This window comes from Sphingomonas sp. (genome assembly GCF_048594985.1).
Taxonomy (GTDB): domain Bacteria; phylum Pseudomonadota; class Alphaproteobacteria; order Sphingomonadales; family Sphingomonadaceae; genus Sphingomonas_I.
In genome coordinates this window covers 1-15,492 of sequence record NZ_JBMDXG010000129.1, presented here as the reverse complement: position 1 = coordinate 15,492, position 15,492 = coordinate 1, and the positions used below count along the sequence as shown (strand labels likewise).

Here is a 15,492-nt window from a genome sequence, read left to right as displayed (position 1 = left end):
CTCATTCCCGCTCCCGCCTGCACCGTCATGGCGGGCGTGATGCGTCAGCGCGGCGGGCGCTGGCAAGCGATCGTCAGAAGGCGGGTTCCTCGCCCGGCTTCTCGGGAACGTGGATGCCGCATTCCACCTTGTCCCAGCCACGCCAGCGGCCCGCGCGCGGATCCTCGCCGGGCATGACCTTGCTGGTGCAGGGCGAGCAGCCGATCGAGAGATAGCCTTGCGCCTCCAGCGGATGGCGCGGCAGCTTGTGCGTGTCGAAATAGGCGTTGAGCTCGTCCTTCGACCAGCCCGACAGCGGATTGAGCTTCAGCTTGGGTCCGTCGTCATGCTCGCGGTCCAACTCGAACAAAGGCAGCGCGGCGCGGGTGCCCGCCTGAAAGCCCTTGCGGCCTGAAATCCACGCATCGAACCCGCGCAGCGCCCGCTGAAGAGGCTCGACCTTGCGGATCGCGCAGCAGCCGTCGGGATCGTAGGACCAGCGCAGCCCGGTCGCGTCCTTCTGCGCGAGGATGCGGGGATCGGGGCGATAGACGCGCAGATCGGTGAAGCCGAGCCGTTCGGCCAGCTCGTCGCGATAGGCCAGAGTCTCGCCGAACATCTTCTGCGTGTTGGTGAAGACGAGCGGAATGTCCCTGTCGATCTCGCTCACCAGATGGAGCAGGACCGCGCTCTCCGCGCCGAACGAGGAGACGAGCGCGGTGCGGCCCGCGAGCGTGCCGGTCAAAAGATCGGCCAGCATCCGGCCGGTCGGCACGCCGGTATAGCGCGCGTTGAGCGCGGCCACGTCCGCCTCGGTGAAAGCGGGGCGGACATCGAGCACGTCGAACGCGCGCGCAGCCTCAGCCATGACGCAGTTTCCACGCCGGCGCGGCGGCGTCGGCCGCCTTCTGGTAAACGAAGGGGAAACGGGCCAGCGCCGCGTCGATGGCGGCCGGATCGAGTTCCTTCTCGCTCGCCAGCGCATCGAACCCGCAGCGGCGATACTGGACCACCTGGTCGAGCAGGACGTCGCCCTGCGCACGCAGTTCGCCCGCATAACCGGCCTCGCGCAGGATGCGCGCGGCGGAATAGCCGCGCCCGTCGCGGAAGGCGGGGAACGCGATTTCGATCAGCGCGAGCCGGTCGAGATGCGGCAGCAGCGCGCGCGCATCCTCGCCCGCCTCCAGCCGCACGGCGGTGGCGTTGGACTGGCCGAGGAAAGCGTCGAGCGTGACGGCCGGCTCCTCGTGCGGCGCATCGGTGCGGAAGCGGATCAAGGTCATGCCGCGCCCGTGCCCTCGCGGAGCTTGGCGATGGCCTTGATCTCGAAGCGGAAGCCAGACAGCCAGGTCACGCCCGGCGCGGTCAGCGCGGGATGCGGCGGCGCGCCCCAGCGTTCCTCCATCACCTCGAACAGGGTCGGCAGGACCGCGTCGGGATCGATCATGAGCAGCGTCGTCTCGACCACGTCGTCGAAGGACAGGCCGGCGGCGGCGAGGATGCCGTCGAGATAGTCGAAGGCGAGCTGGATCTCAACCTTCAAATCTGTCGCCGGCGAGCCGTCCTCGCGCGCGCCGACCTGGACCGAGATGAAGAGCAGGCGGCCCGCGCGGATCGCGGGTGAGTAATGATGCTGGGTGTAGAGCGCGTGGGGACGCTCCGGCCAGACGACGTCGCGCTCAGCCATAGATCGCCTCCTTGAACGGCTCGAGTCCGACGCGGCGATAGGTGTCGAGGAAGCGTTCGCCCTCGACGCGCAGGCCGCGATAGGTTTCCAGCGCCTTTTCGACCGCGTCGACCACGCCGTCCTCGGAAAAGCCGGGGCCGACGATCTTGGCGAGGCTGGCATCCTCCGCGCCCGATCCGCCGAACGAGAGCTGGTAATTCTCCTCGCCCTTCCGGTCGACGCCGAGGATGCCGATGTGCCCGGCATGGTGGTGCCCGCAGGCGTTGATGCAGCCCGAAATCTTGAGCTTGACCTCGCCCAGGTCGCGCTGCCGATCGAGATCGGCGAAACGTTCAGCGATCTTCTGCGCGACGGGGATCGAGCGCGCGTTGGCGAGGCTGCAATAATCGAGCCCCGGGCAGGCGATGATGTCGCTGACCAGATCGAGGTTGGGCGTCGCGAGCCCGGCCGCGTCGAGCGCGACCCAAAGTTGACGAAGTTGAGAGGTGGGCACGTGCGGCAGCACGATGTTCTGGGCATGCGTCACGCGCAGCTCGTCGAAGCTGTAGCGTTCGGCGAGGTCGGCGATCAGGTCCATCTGCGCCGAGGAGGCGTCGCCCGGAATGCCCCCGATCGGCTTGAGGCTGATCGTCACGATCGAATAGCCGGGCTGCTTGTGCGCGGCGACCTGGGCATCGACCCAGATGGCGAAATCGGGATCGCTGCGGTCGATCGCGTCGGACAGCCCCTGCTCGAACGCGGGCGGGGCGAAGTGCGAGGCGATGCGGTCGAGCTCGGCCGCCGGCGGATCGATGCCGAGCGTCCTGACCTGCAGAAACTCCTCCTCCACCTGGCGGCGATATTCGTCGGCGCCGATCTCATGGACCAGGATCTTGATCCGCGCCTTGTAGATGTTGTCGCGCCGCCCGTAGCGATTGTAGACGCGCAGGCACGCCTCCAGATAGCTGACGAACTCGTCCGCGCCGACGAAGTCGCGGATCAGCGGCGCGACCATCGGCGTCCGCCCCTGGCCACCGCCGACATAGACCGCGAAGCCGAGCGCGCCGCTAGCGTCGCGCTTCAGCTGCAGGCCGATATCGTGGAGCCGCATCGCCGCGCGATCCGCGTCCGACGCGATCACCGCGATCTTGAACTTGCGCGGCAGGTAGGTGAATTCGGGGTGGAAGGTCGACCATTGCCGCAGCAGCTCGGCATAGGGGCGGGGGTCCGCCACCTCTTCGGCCGAAGCGCCGGCCTATTGATCCGAACTGATATTGCGGATGCAGTTGCCGCTGGTCTGGATGGCGTGCATCTCGACCGTCGCCAGCTCGGCGAGGATGTCGGCGGCGTCCTCCAGCTTGATCCAGTTGTACTGGAGATTCTGGCGGGTGGTGAAGTGGCCATAATCGCGGTCATATTTGCGCGCGATATGCGCCAGCATCCGCATCTGGCGCGCATTGAGCGTGCCATAAGGGACCGCGACGCGCAGCATGTAGGCGTGAAGCTGGAGGTAGAGGCCGTTCATCAGCCGGAGCGGCTTGAACTGGTCCTCGCTCATCTCCCCCGACAGGCGGCGCGCGACCTGGTCGCGGAATTCCTCCACGCGCGCATCGACGATCGCCTGATCATATTGGTCATATTGGTACATTTTCTAGCTCGCGGCCCTGATCCAACGTCGCCCCTGCGCAGGCAGGGGGCCATGGCTCCCGCCACACGCGGTATCGTTTGCTTCAATAGAGATGGGCCCCTGCCTGCGCGGGCACGACGGGCAGGTCATATCACCCACCCCGCGCGGCTGGTCTCTTCCGCCTGGATGCCGAGATCGGGACGCACGGTCGGGCCGGCGGCGCGGATGCGTTCCTTGATGTGGAGCGGGGCGGGGCCGCGATCGCCCGGCGCCGCATCGATCAGATAGGGGCCGTTCACCCGGCGCGCGGCTTCCTCGCGCTTGGCCAGCGCCTCGCCGCCGTCGGCGACGTCGACCGCGTCCGCGATCGCGCGCGACCAGCCTTCGCCCGCCCACCAGATCACGTCGCCCGTCACCAGATCGTTTCCGGTCAGCAGCTTCATGCCAGCGCCTCCGCCTGCGCGGCGAATGCTGCGAGCCGGTTCGTCGCGTCGGACAGCAGCACCACTTCGCCCACGACGATGATCGCCGGGCTCTTCACCTGATCGCGTTCGACCATGTCGCCCAGATCGGCGAGCAAGGTGCGGAGTGCCCGGCTGCCGGGAAGCGTGCCGCGTTCGAGCACCGCCACCGGCATGTCGGGCGCGACGCCGTCCATCATCAATTTGTCGGCGATGGCGCGCGCATTGGCGACGCCCATGTAGATGACGAGCGTGCGGCCCTGCCCGGCGAGACCCGACCAGTCCTGATCCGAGAGCCCCCCTTCGACGCCGCCTGCGGCGTCGCTCAGGACAGGCTTGCACTGGCCGGCGACGAAGCTGACCGCGCTCGACCAGTCGCGGTGCGTGAGCGGCAGCATCGCGTCCGCCGCGCAGCCGAGCGCGGCCGAGACGCCGGGCACGACCTCGACCGGCAGGCCGGAGGCGCGCACCGCCTCGACCTCCTCGCCGCCGCGACCGAACACGAACGGGTCGCCGCCCTTCAGGCGCACCACGACCGATCCCGCCTTCACGTGCGCGACGATCAGCGCGTTGATCGCCTCCTGCGGCAGCGTATGCCGCGCGCGGGTCTTGGCGACGGAGATGCGCTGTGCGGTGGCGGGCGCATGGTCCAGCACGCGCGGATCGATCAGGCCGTCATGGACCACGACATCGGCCTGGCGCAGCGCGTCGACCGCGCGCAAGGTGAGGAGACCGGGGTCGCCGGGACCGGCGCCGACGAGGATCACGCGACCGCGCGCTTGGGGATCGAGAAGGCTCGCCATAATGCCCACATGGGCGATCGGGCGGTGCGGCGCAATCGAGCGATCCTTGAGGGGAGGCTAGAGATACTTGTCGTCCGGCCCGGCGATTGACGGGCGCGGCGATCGGGATCAGACTTTCCGGAAAAAAACCGGGAGAGCGGCATGGAAGCGACAGCGGCCGGCAGACTGCGCTATTCGAGAGGCGCGATCATCCTCCACTGGGTGACCGCGCTGTTCGTCCTGTTCAACCTCGTCACCGGCCTGTTCCACCATGCGATCCCCAAGGGGATCTGGGCGTTCCACGTTTCGTCGGGCATCACCATTCTGGCGCTGACCTTGATCCGCATCCTGTGGCGCGTGATGCATCCGCGCCCGCCCTATCTGCCGATGGCGGCGTGGCAGCGGGCGATGGCGCACGGCGTGCATTTCCTGCTCTATTGCGCGCTGCTCGCCGCGCCGCTGACCGGGTGGGCGATGATTTCGGCAAGCGTGCCCAGGCCGGCGATGCAGGTCGCGGTCGATACCGCCGCGCCGCAGCCGGGTCCGCCGCCCAAGCCGCGCCAGATGCGCGTGTGGGGCGTCATCCCGCTGCCCAAGCTCGCGCCGATCGTCGCGATCGGCGAGCAGCCGGGCGGCGCGGAGAAATTGCGCGCGGCGCACGCGACGTTCGAGGCGCGCCACGGTGCCGTGGCCTGGATCCTGATCGGGCTGCTCGCGCTGCATATCGGCGGCGCGCTGAAGCACCAGCTGATCGACCGCCGCCGCGCGCTGGCGCGGATGGGGATCGGCCGGCCCGAGCCGGTGTGACCGCCCGCGCGGGCGCGGCGCGGCTGCATCGGTCGCGCCCATATTTGCCCGCGCGGTTGACGGGACGGCGTCCGGCCCGGCAAGGGGCCCACGCGCGCGGACCGGCGCGCCCGTGCTTGCAGACAGGAAAACAGTGACCGACCTCGACCAGACCAGGGTGGAGCTTCTGGGCGCCATCGCCGCCGCCGACGCGGAGGCCCTGGAGACGATCCGCGTGAGCGCGCTCGGCAAGAGCGGATCGATCACCGCGCTGATGAAGACGCTGGGCCAGATGTCGCCCGAGGAGCGGCAGGCGAAGGCGCCCGCGATCCAGGCCTTTCGCGGCGCGGTCGCCGATGCGATCGCGGAGCGCAAGGCCGCACTCGATGCCGCCGCGCTCGACGCGCGGCTCGCGTCCGAGCGGCTCGACATGACGCGGCCGGTGGCGGCGGGCGCGGAGGGATCGGTCCATCCGGTAAGCCAGGTGATGGACGAACTGGCGGAGATCTTCGCCGACCTGGGCTTCGCGGTCGCGACCGGGCCGGAGATCGAGGACGACTGGCACAATTTCACCGCGCTCAACATTCCCGAGACGCACCCGGCGCGCGCGATGCACGACACCTTCTACTTCCCGGACGAGGAAGGGCGCGCGCATCGGATGCTGCTGCGCACGCACACCTCGCCCGTGCAGATCCGGACGATGATGACCCAACAGCCGCCGATCCGGATCATCGCGCCGGGGCGCGTCTACCGGTCCGACAGCGACGCCACGCACACACCGATGTTCCACCAGATCGAAGGGCTGGTGATCGACAAGGACATCCACCTCGGCCATCTGCGCTGGACGCTGGAAACCTTCCTCAAGGCCTTCTTCGAGCGCGACGACATCGTGCTGCGGCTGCGCCCGTCCTACTTCCCGTTCACCGAACCCTCGGTCGAGGTCGATGTCGGCTATTCGATCGAGAAGGGCCGCCGCGTGATCGGCGGGTCCGAAGGCTGGATGGAGGTGCTGGGCAGCGGCATGGTGCATCCCAAGGTGATCGCCGCGTGCGGGCTCGACCCCGACGAATATCAGGGCTTCGCCTTCGGCACCGGCGTCGACCGGCTCGCCATGCTCAAATACGGGATGGACGATCTGCGCGCCTTCTTCGATGGTGATCTGCGCTGGCTGCGCCACTATGGCTTCCGCGCGCTCGACGTGCCCACGCTCAGCGGGGGAGTGGGGGCATGAAGTTCACCCTTTCCTGGCTGAAGGACCACCTCCAGACCGAGGCGGGCCTCGACGAGATCGTGGTCGCGCTGACGAAGCTTGGGCTCGAGGTCGAGGGCGTCGACGATCCCGCCGCCAAGCTTTCGGGCTTCACCGTCGCGCGCGTGCTGACCGCCGCGCCGCACCCGCAGGCCGATAAATTGCAGGTGCTGACGGTCGACGCGGGCGACGGCCCGCTCCAGGTGGTGTGCGGTGCGCCCAATGCGCGCGCGGGGCTGGTCGGCGTGTTCGGCAGGCCGGGCGCGGTCGTGCCCGCCAACGGCATGGTGCTGCGCGTCGCGGCGATCCGCGGCGTCGAATCGAACGGCATGATGTGTTCGACGCGCGAGCTGGAGCTCGGCGAGGACCATGACGGGATCATCGAGCTGCCGGTCGACGCGCCGGTGGGGACATCCTATGCCGATTATGCCGGTCTGTCCGATCCGGTGATCGACGTCGCGATCACCCCCAACCGGCAGGATTGCATGGGCGTGCGCGGGATCGCGCGCGATCTGGCCGCCGCCGGGCTCGGCACGCTCGCGCCGCTCGACGTGCCAACGATCCGGGGCGACGGGCCGTCACCGGTGAGCATCGAGACGCGCGATCCGGAAGGCTGCCCGGCCTTCTTCGGCCGCGCGGTGAAGGGCGTGGCCAATGGCGCCTCGCCCGACCGGATGCAGCGCCGGCTGACGGCGGTGGGGCAGCGCGCGATCTCGGCGCTGGTCGACATCACCAATTACGTGATGATCGATCTCGGCCGCCCGCTCCACGTCTACGACATGGCCACGCTGCAGGGCGGGCTTGTCGCGCGCAAGGCGCATCCGGGCGAGACGCTGACCGCGCTCAACGGCAAGGACTATGCGCTCGATCCCGAGATGACGGTGATCGCCGACGATGTGCAGGTCCACGATATCGGCGGGATCATGGGCGGGCTGCATTCGGGCGTGTCGGATACGACCACCGACGTGCTGATCGAATGCGCCTATTTCACGCCCGAGACGATCGCGCGCACGGGCCAGAAGCTCGGCCTGACCAGCGACGCGCGCCAGCGGTTCGAGCGCGGGGTCGATCCCGCCTTCCTGGCCGACGGCCTCGCCATCGCGACGCGGCTCGTCACGCAGCTCTGCGGCGGAACCCCCAGCGACGCGATCGAGGCGGGGCAATTGCCCGCCGGCTATCCCACCTTCCGCTACGATCCGCAGGCGACGCAGCGCATCGCCGGGATCGACGTCGCGCCCGAGCGGCAGCGCGAGATCCTGTCGCGGCTCGGCTTCGGCGCGGACGGATCGTGGAACATCCGCGTGCCGAGCTGGCGGCGCGACGTGCATGGCGTGGCCGACATCGTCGAGGAGATCGTGCGCGTCGAGGGGATCGACAGCGTGCCGGCGGTCGCCCTGCCGCGCCCCGACGGCGTGGCGCGCCCGACCGCGACGCCCGAGCAGAGGATCGAGCGCATCCTCCGCCGCAGCGCCGCCGCGCGCGGGCTGAACGAGGCGGTGACGTGGAGCTTCCTGCCCGAAGGCGAGGCCGCGCGTTTCGGTGGCGCGGCGTGGGTGCTCGCCAATCCGATCAGCGAGGACCTGAAGGCGATGCGCCCGTCGCTGCTGCCGGGCCTGCTGGCGGCGGCGCGGCGCAACGTCGATCGCGGCGCGGGCGCGGTGCGGCTGTTCGAGATCGGGCGCCGCTATCTGGCGGAGGGCGAGCGGCCGACGCTCGGCCTGCTGCTCGCAGGCGAGCGGCCGCGCGACTGGCGCGCGGGCGGCGGGCGGTTTGACGCCTATGACGCGAAGGGCGAGGCGATGGCGCTGCTCGCCGCCGCCGGCGCGCCGGCCGAGCGGCTGCAGGTGATGGAGGCGGTGTCGCCGACCTGGCATCCGGGCCGGTCCGGATCGCTGCGGCTGGGCCCCAAAACCGTGCTGGCGGAGTTCGGCGAGCTTCATCCGGCGACCGCGCGCGCCTTCGGGCTGGACGGGCCGGTGGTCGCGGCCGAACTGTATCTCGACGCGATTCCGGCAAAGCGCGAGGCGGGCCGGATGCGCGGGGCCTATGCCCCGCCCGCGCTCCAGCCGGTGACGCGCGACTTCGCGTTCGTGACCGCGACGGATGCGCCCGCCGACGCGCTGCTGCGCGCGGTGCGCGGCGCGGACAAGGCGGCGATCGTCGACGTGGCGCTGTTCGACATCTTCACCGGCCCCGGCCTCGCCGAAAACGAGCAGAGCGTCGCGATCGCGGTGACGCTGCAGCCGGCGGAGAAGAGCTTCACCGACGCGGACCTGCAGGCGATCTCCGACCGGATCGTCGCGGCGGCAGCCAAGGCGGGCGCGCGGCTCAGGGGGTAGGTGGCCGAGTCGGCGAACGCTTCGCAAAAGTCGTGCCGGCGGTAAGGGCGGAGTTGTATCAGTCGGCCGCGCGCGTGGAGGCCAATCGTGCGTCGGCCTGCCGAACGGCGGCCACAAAGGCGGCCAGCTTCACCGGGTCGAGCCGGCCGTCGGTCCGGACCCCGGAACAGAGGTCGAGACCATAGGGCCGAACCTGCGTGATCGCAGCGGCAACGTTCGCAGCCGACAGACCGCCCGCAAGGAAAACCGGCTTCCCGGTCGCGCGAACGAAGTCCGCGCTTACCGCCCAATCGTGGGCGCGGCCGGTTCCGCCCAGCTCCGCGACGGCCGCGTTCGGCCTGCCCGAATCCAGCAGGAAGGCGTGGACGTGCGGAGCATAGCCGGGGATCAGATCGAGCGCGTCGGGCCCTTCGACATGGATGACCTGAACACGGCGCACATGCGGCTCCAGCGCCGCCAGCTTCTCGGATTCCGCCGGATCGATATGCGACACGATCTGAACCGTGGACGGGTTGGTGGCCCGGACATGAGCGGCGATCGCCTCGGCCGTCGTTTCCGAGGTCAGCAGGAATGTCGCGACCGGTGGCGGCACGAATGCCGTCACTTCGGCGATCGTGGCATCGGGGATCGGACCTGGACCCGAAGGCATGCGCGCAACTAGTCCCAGCGCGTCGGCACCGGCCTCGATCGCCATGCGCGCTTCTTCCGGCGAAGCGATGCAGCACACCTTGATCCGCGTTCGCATGGAAGCGCTATGCCGTCGCGCCTAAGGCGCCGCAATCCGTAGGCGCATTGGTTCCGCGGCTCACCGCCGCAGCAGGAACACCGCATGTTCGGCGCGCAGGTTGGCGGCGGCGCTGGAGATGCGGCGGCTGCCGGTGAGGAACCAGGAATTCTCGACCGTCAGCCCGCGTTCGGCGACGAAGGCGCGGAAATCGTCGATCGTCAGGTGGTGGATGTCCTGCGTCGCGTACCAGGAGACGGGAAGGGCCTTGGTCACCGGCATCCGCCCGCCCCACATCAGCCGCCAGCGCACGCGCCAGAAGGCGAAATTGGGGAAGGAGACGAAGGCGCGCGTGCCGATCCGCAGCAGATCGGTGAGCACGCGGTCGGGCGCGCGCGCGGTCTGCAGCGTCTGGCTGAGGATCGCGTAATCGAACGCGCGGTCGGGATAATAGGTCAGGTCGGTGTCGGCGTCGCCCTGCACGACGGACAGCCCCTTGGCGACCGCGCGGCTGACATTGGCGGGATCGATCTCCAGCCCGCGCGCGTCGACGCCGCGCTGGTCGCGCAGCACCGCCATCAGGTCACCATCGCCGCAGCCGATATCGAGCACGCGCGCGCCGCGCGCGACATGATCGGCGATGATCGCGAGATCGGGACGCAGGCTCATGGTTCGGCCCGTAGCAGGTCGGCGAAGCCGGGCGCGAGCCGCTCCATATAGCGGTCGGGGCGGAGGAGCGGGGTGAACCCCTCCGCCGCATAGACGCCGTGCGCGTCGCGGGTGACGAGACCGATCCGGCGGACGCCGGCGAAAGCGGGATGATCGACGAACCAGCGCACCATCGCGCGGCCGATCCCCTGTCCGCGCGCGCCTTCGTCGATCCACACGTCGGCGAGCCAGGCGAAGGTCGCGTGATCGGTGATCATGCGCGCGAAGCCGATCTGCTCCCCATCGCGATAGGCGCCGAGACAGTGCGAGCCGGCGATCGCGCGCTCAACCAGATCGCGCGCGATGCCAGGCGACCAATAGCTCGACGCGAGCCAGCCGTGCACGCGCGCGACATCGAGCCGCGCCTTGTCGTCGGACAGTTCGTAGCCGCTCATGCCTCCCCCGCACGGATGAAGCCGTCGACCACCTGATTGAGTTCGGGCACGTCGAGCAGGAAGGCGTCGTGGCCGAAGGGCGAGGACAGTTCGACGAAGCTGACCTGCGCGCCGGCGGCGTTCAGCGCGTGGACGATCGTGCGCGATTCGGCGGTGGGATAGAGCCAGTCGGTGTCGAAACTGACTACGCAGAAGCGCGTCGCGCTGCCGCGAAAGGCGTTGGCGAGGAGGCCGCCATGCTCCTCCGCCAGATCGAAATAATCGAGCGCGCGGGTGATATAGAGATAGGAATTGGCGTCGAACCGGTCGGTGAAGCTGATCCCCTGATGGCGGAGATAGGATTCGACCTGGAAGTCGGCGTCGAAGCCGAAGCCCTTGGCGCCGCGATCCTGCAGGCGGCGGCCGAACTTCTCGGTCAGCCCCGCCTCCGACAGATAGGTGATGTGCGCCGCCATGCGCGCGACGGCGAGGCCGGCCGAGGGCGGATCGCCCGCGCCGTAATAAGCGCCGCCGCGCCAGTTTGGATCGGCCATGATCGCCTGGCGCCCGACCTCGTGAAAGGCGATGTTCTGCGCCGAATGGCGCGCGGCGCTGGCGATGACGATCGCGGCGCGGACCCGATCGTGGAAGGTCGCCGCCCATTCGAGCGCCTGCATCCCCCCCATCGATCCGCCGACCACCGCCTCCAGCACCGCCACGCCAAGATGGTCGAGCAGCATCGCCTGCGCGCGCACCATGTCGCGCACGGTGATGACCGGAAAGGACATGCCGTAGGGCCGGCCGGTGGCGGGATCGGTGCTGGCCGGGCGCGACGAGCCGAGGCACGAGCCGAGGACGTTCGCGCAGACGATGAAATGACGCGCGGGATCGATCGGCTTGCCCGCGCCCACCATCCGCGTCCACCAGCCGGGCTTGCCCGTCTTGGGATGGGCGGAAGCGACATGCTGGTCGCCGGTCAGCGCGTGGCAGACGAGGATTGCGTTGGTACCGCCCGCATCGAGCGTGCCGTAGGTTTCGTAGGCGATTTCGACCGGCGACAGCCGCCCGCCGCCGTCGAGCGCGAGCGGCCCGGGGAGCGTCACATGGCGCGCGAGGCCGAAGCGCGGATCGTCGGTCATGGGGAGCGCGGGCTAGGGTCGCGCCACGCTTATTGTCAATGCCGGCCCATGGGTTAAAGCCGCGCGCCATGAACGCACCCACGCCCAAGCCCTGGATCGCGGCGATCTCCCCCTATGTGCCGGGGCGGTCGACCGCCGACGACGGCCGCAAGGTTCACAAGCTGTCCTCGAACGAGAACCCGCTGGGCACCAGCCCGGCGGCGCGCGCGGCGTTCGTCGCCGCGGCGGCGAGCCTCGACCGCTATCCCGACGCCGCCGCGCACGATCTGCGCGCCGCGATCGCCGACAAGTTCGGGCTGGAGCCCGCGCGCGTGATCCACGGCACCGGATCGGACGAACTGCTCCATCTCGCGGCGGGCGCCTATGCCGGCGTCGGCGACGAGGTGCTGTATGTCCGCTACGGCTTTTCGGTCTATCCGATCGCGGCGCGGCGGGTGGGGGCGGAGCCGGTCGAGGCCGACGACCGCGACTATGCGACCGACGTCGACGCGCTGCTGGCGGCCGTGACCGATCGGACGCGGGTGGTGTTCGTCGCCAACCCCAACAACCCGACCGGCACCTATACGTCGCGCGCGGAGCTGGCGCGCCTGCATGGCGCGCTGCCGGCGGACTGCCTGCTGGTGGTCGACCAGGCCTATACCGAATATCTCGAGCCCGAGGATGACGACGGCGCGCTCGATCTGGCGCGCACCGCCGCCAACGTGCTGGTAACGCGGACCTTTTCTAAGATCCACGGCCTAGCCGCCGAGCGGATCGGCTGGGCCTACGGGCCGGCGGCGGCGATGGAGGCGATGCACAAGATTCGCGCGCCGTTCAACGTGTCGACGGCGGGGCAGGCGGCGGCGGTCGCTGCGCTGGGCGACGACGATTTCGTGCGCGCCAGCCACGACCACAACCTCGAATGGCGGACATGGTTCGAGGGCGAGATCGCCGCGCTGGGCAATGCCGGGCTACGCGCGGTGCCGAGCAAGGCCAATTTCGTGCTGGTCCTGTTCGAAGGCGCGCTGACCGCCGAGACCGCATATAAGGGGCTGATGGAGCGCGGCTATATCGTCCGCTGGCTGCCCAATCAGGGGCTGGCGCATGGCCTTCGCATCACGATCGGCACCGAGGCGGAGGTGCGCGCGATCGCCGAGGCGCTGCGCGAGATGGCTGGGGCGGCCGCCTGATGCTGCCGTTCGCGCGCGTCGCGATCGTCGGGCTCGGCCTGATCGGGTCGTCGATCGCGCGCGCGATCCGGGTGGAGATGCCGACGGTCGCGATCACGGGGCATGACGGCGACGCAAGCGTGCGCGAACGGGCGACGGCGATCGGCTTCTGCGACGACGTGACCGACACGGCCGGCGCGGCGGTGACCGATGCCGACCTCGTCATCCTGTGCGTGCCGGTCGGCGCGGTCGCGGGGGTGGCGGCGGAGATCGCGGCCGATCTGCCGGCAGATGCGATCGTGAGCGATGTCGGATCGTCCAAGGCGGGCGTGCTGGCGGCGTTGCAGGCGGCTTTGCCGGGCCGCGCCGTGGTGCCCGCGCATCCGGTGGCGGGGACCGAATTTTCGGGGCCGGAGGCGGGCTTCGCCACTTTGTTCAAGGGGCGGTGGTGCATCCTGACGCCGCCGGCCGACGCCGATCCGGCGGCGGTGGCGCGCGTCGCCGCCGTCTGGGAGCGGCTGGGCGCACAGGTCGAGACGATGGAGGCGCGGCACCACGACCTCGTGCTCGCGGTAACGAGCCATGTGCCGCACCTGATCGCCTATTCCATCGTCGGCACCGCGTCCGACCTGGAGGAGGTGACGCAGAGCGAGGTCATCAAATTCTCGGCCGGCGGCTTCCGCGATTTCACGCGCATCGCCGCGTCGGACCCGACGATGTGGCGCGACGTGTTCCTCAACAATCGCGAGGCGGTGCTGGAGGTGCTCCAGCGCCTGACCGAGGACGTGACGATGCTCCAGCGCGCGATCCGCTGGGGCGACGGCGATGCGCTGTTCGACCTGTTCACGCGCACCCGCGCGATCCGCCGATCGATCATCGAACAGGGGCAGGACGACGCCCGCCCCGATTTCGGCCGCGCGCACGAATAGGGCCCACGCCGGGGAGCGTCAGGACTGTTCCAGCCGGGAGCGGACACGTTCCGACAACGGCCTGTCCGCCAGCGCCTGTTCGAGCCGGGCCAGCGCCGCCGCGACACCCCCGGCCTCGGCATCCAGCGCGCGTGCGGCATCGTCGAACGCATCCCACAGCGGGCGCAAGCGCGCCACCAGCGCCACGCCGGACGGAGACAGGGTCAGCAGGCGCCGACGCGCATCCGCCGGATCGTCGGCGGATGTCACGAGCCCGGCCTTCTCCCGCGACTGGCGCGTCTCGCTGACGGAGGCGTGGCTGATGCCCAAGACGGCCGCCAGATCGCGCACGCCCGAGGGGCCGAAGAGCGCGAGCTGGTTGATGACCCCGAACCAACGCTGTTCGAACCGGACGCCGTGCGCTGCGTAGATGCGCGCGGCGTCGGCGTCGATCGCCGCGCTCAGTCGCCGCAGCCGCGCGCCGAGCGCTGCCCCGCCCTGGTCGGCTACGAAATCTCGCCCCGGTGTCCTTGACATATCGGTAGGTGCCTACGTATCTGACGATCGCTGATTTCGACAGGTGGCTCATGCATGTGTCTCGACGTGATGTCATGGGTGGCATGGCGCTTGCCTGTCTGTCCGCTCCAGCGGGCGCCGCGCCGGCGGTCGATCCAGCCGAATGGCTGCGGAGATGGCTGGCTGCCTTCAATGACGCCGATCTGTCGGCCTATGCAGCGTTCGTGAGGCGGAACATTCCCGACCTCGTCCCTTATCTGGATGAGGATCTGGGTGTGCGCGATGCGTCGGGCGGGTTCGTGGCGTTGCGCGCCGGCGAGACGGCCGGGCGGGAGATCACGGCGTGGGTGCGCGACCGCGACTGGGATCGCTTTTCGAAGGTCGTGCTGTCGACCGGCGATCGGGGCATCGAGGATCTGTCCTTCGCCGGCTCGCCCGACCCCGTGGATTTCGCGGTCGCGCGAACGAGCGAGCGCGGGGCGCTGGAGGCGCTCGACCGGAAGCTCCGGTCGCATGCGCGCGCCGGCCGCTTTTCGGGAACGATGCTGGTCGCCCGGGAGGGTCGCGTCCTGCTGCGCGAGGCCTATGGCGCGCAGGACGCCGCCGGCGTGCGACCGGTCACGCCCGCGACGCGCTTCTGCGTGGGATCGGCGGGCAAGATGTTCACCGCGGTGGCGGCGTTGCAGCTCGTCCAGCAAGGGCAGCTGCGGCTGAGCGACACGATCGCCCGGCTGTTGCCCGATTATCCCGACACGGCGCTCGCCCGCCAAGTGACGGTCGAGCATCTGCTGATCCATAGCGGCGGCACAGGCGATTTCTTCGGCCCCGATTATGAGGCGCATGCGGGGGAATTGCGCACGCCGTCCGACTTCGTGAGGAGGTTCGGCGGGCGCGCGCCGCTATTCCCGCCGGGTTCGCGCTGGGGCTACAGCAATTTCGGCTTCATTCTGCTGGGCGCGGTGCTGGAAGCGGTATCGGGCGAGACGTGGGACGCGCTGCTGAAGCGGCGCATCTTCGACGTCGCCGGCATGGAGCGCACGTCGGCGGCCGCTTCACCGGGCGACACGGCGCTACCGCTATCGGGCG

The 15,492-nt window shown here is 69.7% G+C and carries 16 protein-coding genes and 1 pseudogene; 6 read left to right on the top strand and 11 right to left on the bottom strand.

Annotation, left to right across the window (positions count from 1 at the left end):
- Positions 1-73: 73 nt before the first annotated feature.
- The 6 genes and pseudogenes from ACOJSF_RS05070 to cobA all read right to left on the bottom strand — a co-directional run bounded on the left by ACOJSF_RS05070 (position 74) and on the right by cobA (position 4,536).
- Positions 74-847: a phosphoadenylyl-sulfate reductase gene (locus ACOJSF_RS05070; protein ID WP_420141142.1), complete on the bottom strand. Its 774-nt coding sequence runs from the start codon at positions 845-847 to the stop codon at positions 74-76.
- On the bottom strand, positions 840-1,262 hold the full coding sequence (locus tag ACOJSF_RS05065; RefSeq protein ID WP_420141141.1) for a DUF934 domain-containing protein: 423 nt from the start codon (positions 1,260-1,262) through the stop codon (positions 840-842). The genes ACOJSF_RS05070 and ACOJSF_RS05065 overlap by 8 nt, the downstream gene beginning before the upstream one ends.
- Complete coding sequence (locus ACOJSF_RS05060) at positions 1,259-1,666, bottom strand: Rid family hydrolase (RefSeq protein ID WP_420141140.1); 408 nt, start codon at positions 1,664-1,666, stop codon at positions 1,259-1,261. The genes ACOJSF_RS05065 and ACOJSF_RS05060 overlap by 4 nt, the downstream gene beginning before the upstream one ends.
- Positions 1,659-3,293 (bottom strand): annotated as a pseudogene (locus ACOJSF_RS05055) (nitrite/sulfite reductase). Before ACOJSF_RS05055 ends, ACOJSF_RS05060 begins: the two are co-directional and overlap by 8 nt.
- A gap of 125 nt (positions 3,294-3,418) precedes the next feature.
- Positions 3,419-3,715, bottom strand: a complete 297-nt coding sequence (locus tag ACOJSF_RS05050) for a DUF2849 domain-containing protein (RefSeq protein WP_420141139.1) — start codon at positions 3,713-3,715, stop codon at positions 3,419-3,421.
- On the bottom strand, positions 3,712-4,536 hold the full coding sequence (gene cobA / locus ACOJSF_RS05045) for a uroporphyrinogen-III C-methyltransferase (RefSeq protein ID WP_420141138.1): 825 nt from the start codon (positions 4,534-4,536) through the stop codon (positions 3,712-3,714). The genes ACOJSF_RS05050 and cobA overlap by 4 nt, the downstream gene beginning before the upstream one ends.
- 141 nt (positions 4,537-4,677) lie before the next feature.
- Here cobA and ACOJSF_RS05040 point away from each other — a divergent pair, with 141 nt between their 5' ends.
- The 3 genes from ACOJSF_RS05040 (at position 4,678) to pheT (ending at position 8,889) form a co-directional block, all read left to right on the top strand.
- On the top strand, positions 4,678-5,322 hold the full coding sequence (locus ACOJSF_RS05040) for a cytochrome b (protein WP_420141137.1): 645 nt from the start codon (positions 4,678-4,680) through the stop codon (positions 5,320-5,322).
- Between the two features lie 133 nt (positions 5,323-5,455).
- Positions 5,456-6,532, top strand: coding sequence for a phenylalanine--tRNA ligase subunit alpha (pheS, locus tag ACOJSF_RS05035; protein ID WP_420141136.1), 1,077 nt, complete (start codon positions 5,456-5,458; stop codon positions 6,530-6,532).
- Entirely contained in the window at positions 6,529-8,889 is a 2,361-nt protein-coding gene (pheT, locus tag ACOJSF_RS05030) for a phenylalanine--tRNA ligase subunit beta (protein WP_420141135.1), read from the top strand. The genes pheS and pheT overlap by 4 nt, the downstream gene beginning before the upstream one ends.
- Before the next feature lie 58 nt (positions 8,890-8,947).
- Here the strand turns inward: pheT and ACOJSF_RS05025 are convergent, their stop codons facing one another.
- From ACOJSF_RS05025 to metX, 4 genes are read right to left on the bottom strand one after another with little or no spacing between them, the layout of a single operon-like run.
- Positions 8,948-9,634, bottom strand: a complete 687-nt coding sequence (locus ACOJSF_RS05025) for a phosphoribosylanthranilate isomerase (protein ID WP_420141134.1) — start codon at positions 9,632-9,634, stop codon at positions 8,948-8,950.
- 60 nt (positions 9,635-9,694) lie between these two features.
- Positions 9,695-10,282, bottom strand: coding sequence for a methionine biosynthesis protein MetW (gene metW / locus ACOJSF_RS05020; protein ID WP_420141133.1), 588 nt, complete (start codon positions 10,280-10,282; stop codon positions 9,695-9,697).
- A complete protein-coding gene (locus ACOJSF_RS05015; protein ID WP_420141132.1) occupies positions 10,279-10,716 on the bottom strand; it encodes a GNAT family N-acetyltransferase in 438 nt (145 codons plus the stop codon). The genes metW and ACOJSF_RS05015 overlap by 4 nt, the downstream gene beginning before the upstream one ends.
- Positions 10,713-11,834, bottom strand: coding sequence for a homoserine O-acetyltransferase MetX (metX, locus tag ACOJSF_RS05010; protein ID WP_420141131.1), 1,122 nt, complete (start codon positions 11,832-11,834; stop codon positions 10,713-10,715). Before metX ends, ACOJSF_RS05015 begins: the two co-directional genes overlap by 4 nt.
- 68 nt (positions 11,835-11,902) lie before the next feature.
- Between metX and hisC the strand changes: the two genes are divergently transcribed.
- Positions 11,903-13,003, top strand: coding sequence for a histidinol-phosphate transaminase (gene hisC, locus ACOJSF_RS05005; RefSeq protein ID WP_420141130.1), 1,101 nt, complete (start codon positions 11,903-11,905; stop codon positions 13,001-13,003).
- Entirely contained in the window at positions 13,003-13,911 is a 909-nt protein-coding gene (locus ACOJSF_RS05000) for a prephenate/arogenate dehydrogenase family protein (RefSeq protein WP_420141129.1), read from the top strand. The genes hisC and ACOJSF_RS05000 overlap by 1 nt, the downstream gene beginning before the upstream one ends.
- Before the next feature lie 18 nt (positions 13,912-13,929).
- On the opposite strand, the gene ACOJSF_RS04995 is transcribed toward ACOJSF_RS05000, so the two are convergent.
- Positions 13,930-14,427, bottom strand: a complete 498-nt coding sequence (locus tag ACOJSF_RS04995) for a MarR family winged helix-turn-helix transcriptional regulator (protein ID WP_420141128.1) — start codon at positions 14,425-14,427, stop codon at positions 13,930-13,932.
- Positions 14,428-14,510: 83 nt separating this feature from the next.
- Here ACOJSF_RS04995 and ACOJSF_RS04990 point away from each other — a divergent pair.
- The coding region (locus tag ACOJSF_RS04990) for a serine hydrolase domain-containing protein (protein ID WP_420141127.1) at positions 14,511-15,492 on the top strand (982 nt) is incomplete at its 3' end.

What these genes read in the sequence shown, in the direction of transcription:
- ACOJSF_RS05070 (WP_420141142.1), bottom strand. Translation starts at nt 847, where the DNA reads ATGGCTGAGGCTGCGCGCGCGTTCGACGTGCTCGATGTCCGCCCCGCT.
- ACOJSF_RS05065 (WP_420141141.1), bottom strand. Translation starts at nt 1,262, where the DNA reads ATGACCTTGATCCGCTTCCGCACCGATGCGCCGCACGAGGAGCCGGCC.
- ACOJSF_RS05060 (WP_420141140.1), bottom strand. Translation starts at nt 1,666, where the DNA reads ATGGCTGAGCGCGACGTCGTCTGGCCGGAGCGTCCCCACGCGCTCTAC.
- ACOJSF_RS05050 (WP_420141139.1), bottom strand. Translation starts at nt 3,715, where the DNA reads ATGAAGCTGCTGACCGGAAACGATCTGGTGACGGGCGACGTGATCTGG.
- cobA (WP_420141138.1), bottom strand. Translation starts at nt 4,536, where the DNA reads ATGGCGAGCCTTCTCGATCCCCAAGCGCGCGGTCGCGTGATCCTCGTC.
- ACOJSF_RS05040 (WP_420141137.1), top strand. Translation starts at nt 4,678, where the DNA reads ATGGAAGCGACAGCGGCCGGCAGACTGCGCTATTCGAGAGGCGCGATC.
- pheT (WP_420141135.1), top strand. Translation starts at nt 6,529, where the DNA reads ATGAAGTTCACCCTTTCCTGGCTGAAGGACCACCTCCAGACCGAGGCG.
- ACOJSF_RS05025 (WP_420141134.1), bottom strand. Translation starts at nt 9,634, where the DNA reads ATGCGAACGCGGATCAAGGTGTGCTGCATCGCTTCGCCGGAAGAAGCG.
- metW (WP_420141133.1), bottom strand. Translation starts at nt 10,282, where the DNA reads ATGAGCCTGCGTCCCGATCTCGCGATCATCGCCGATCATGTCGCGCGC.
- ACOJSF_RS05015 (WP_420141132.1), bottom strand. Translation starts at nt 10,716, where the DNA reads ATGAGCGGCTACGAACTGTCCGACGACAAGGCGCGGCTCGATGTCGCG.
- metX (WP_420141131.1), bottom strand. Translation starts at nt 11,834, where the DNA reads ATGACCGACGATCCGCGCTTCGGCCTCGCGCGCCATGTGACGCTCCCC.
- hisC (WP_420141130.1), top strand. Translation starts at nt 11,903, where the DNA reads ATGAACGCACCCACGCCCAAGCCCTGGATCGCGGCGATCTCCCCCTAT.
- ACOJSF_RS05000 (WP_420141129.1), top strand. Translation starts at nt 13,003, where the DNA reads ATGCTGCCGTTCGCGCGCGTCGCGATCGTCGGGCTCGGCCTGATCGGG.
- ACOJSF_RS04995 (WP_420141128.1), bottom strand. Translation starts at nt 14,427, where the DNA reads ATGTCAAGGACACCGGGGCGAGATTTCGTAGCCGACCAGGGCGGGGCA.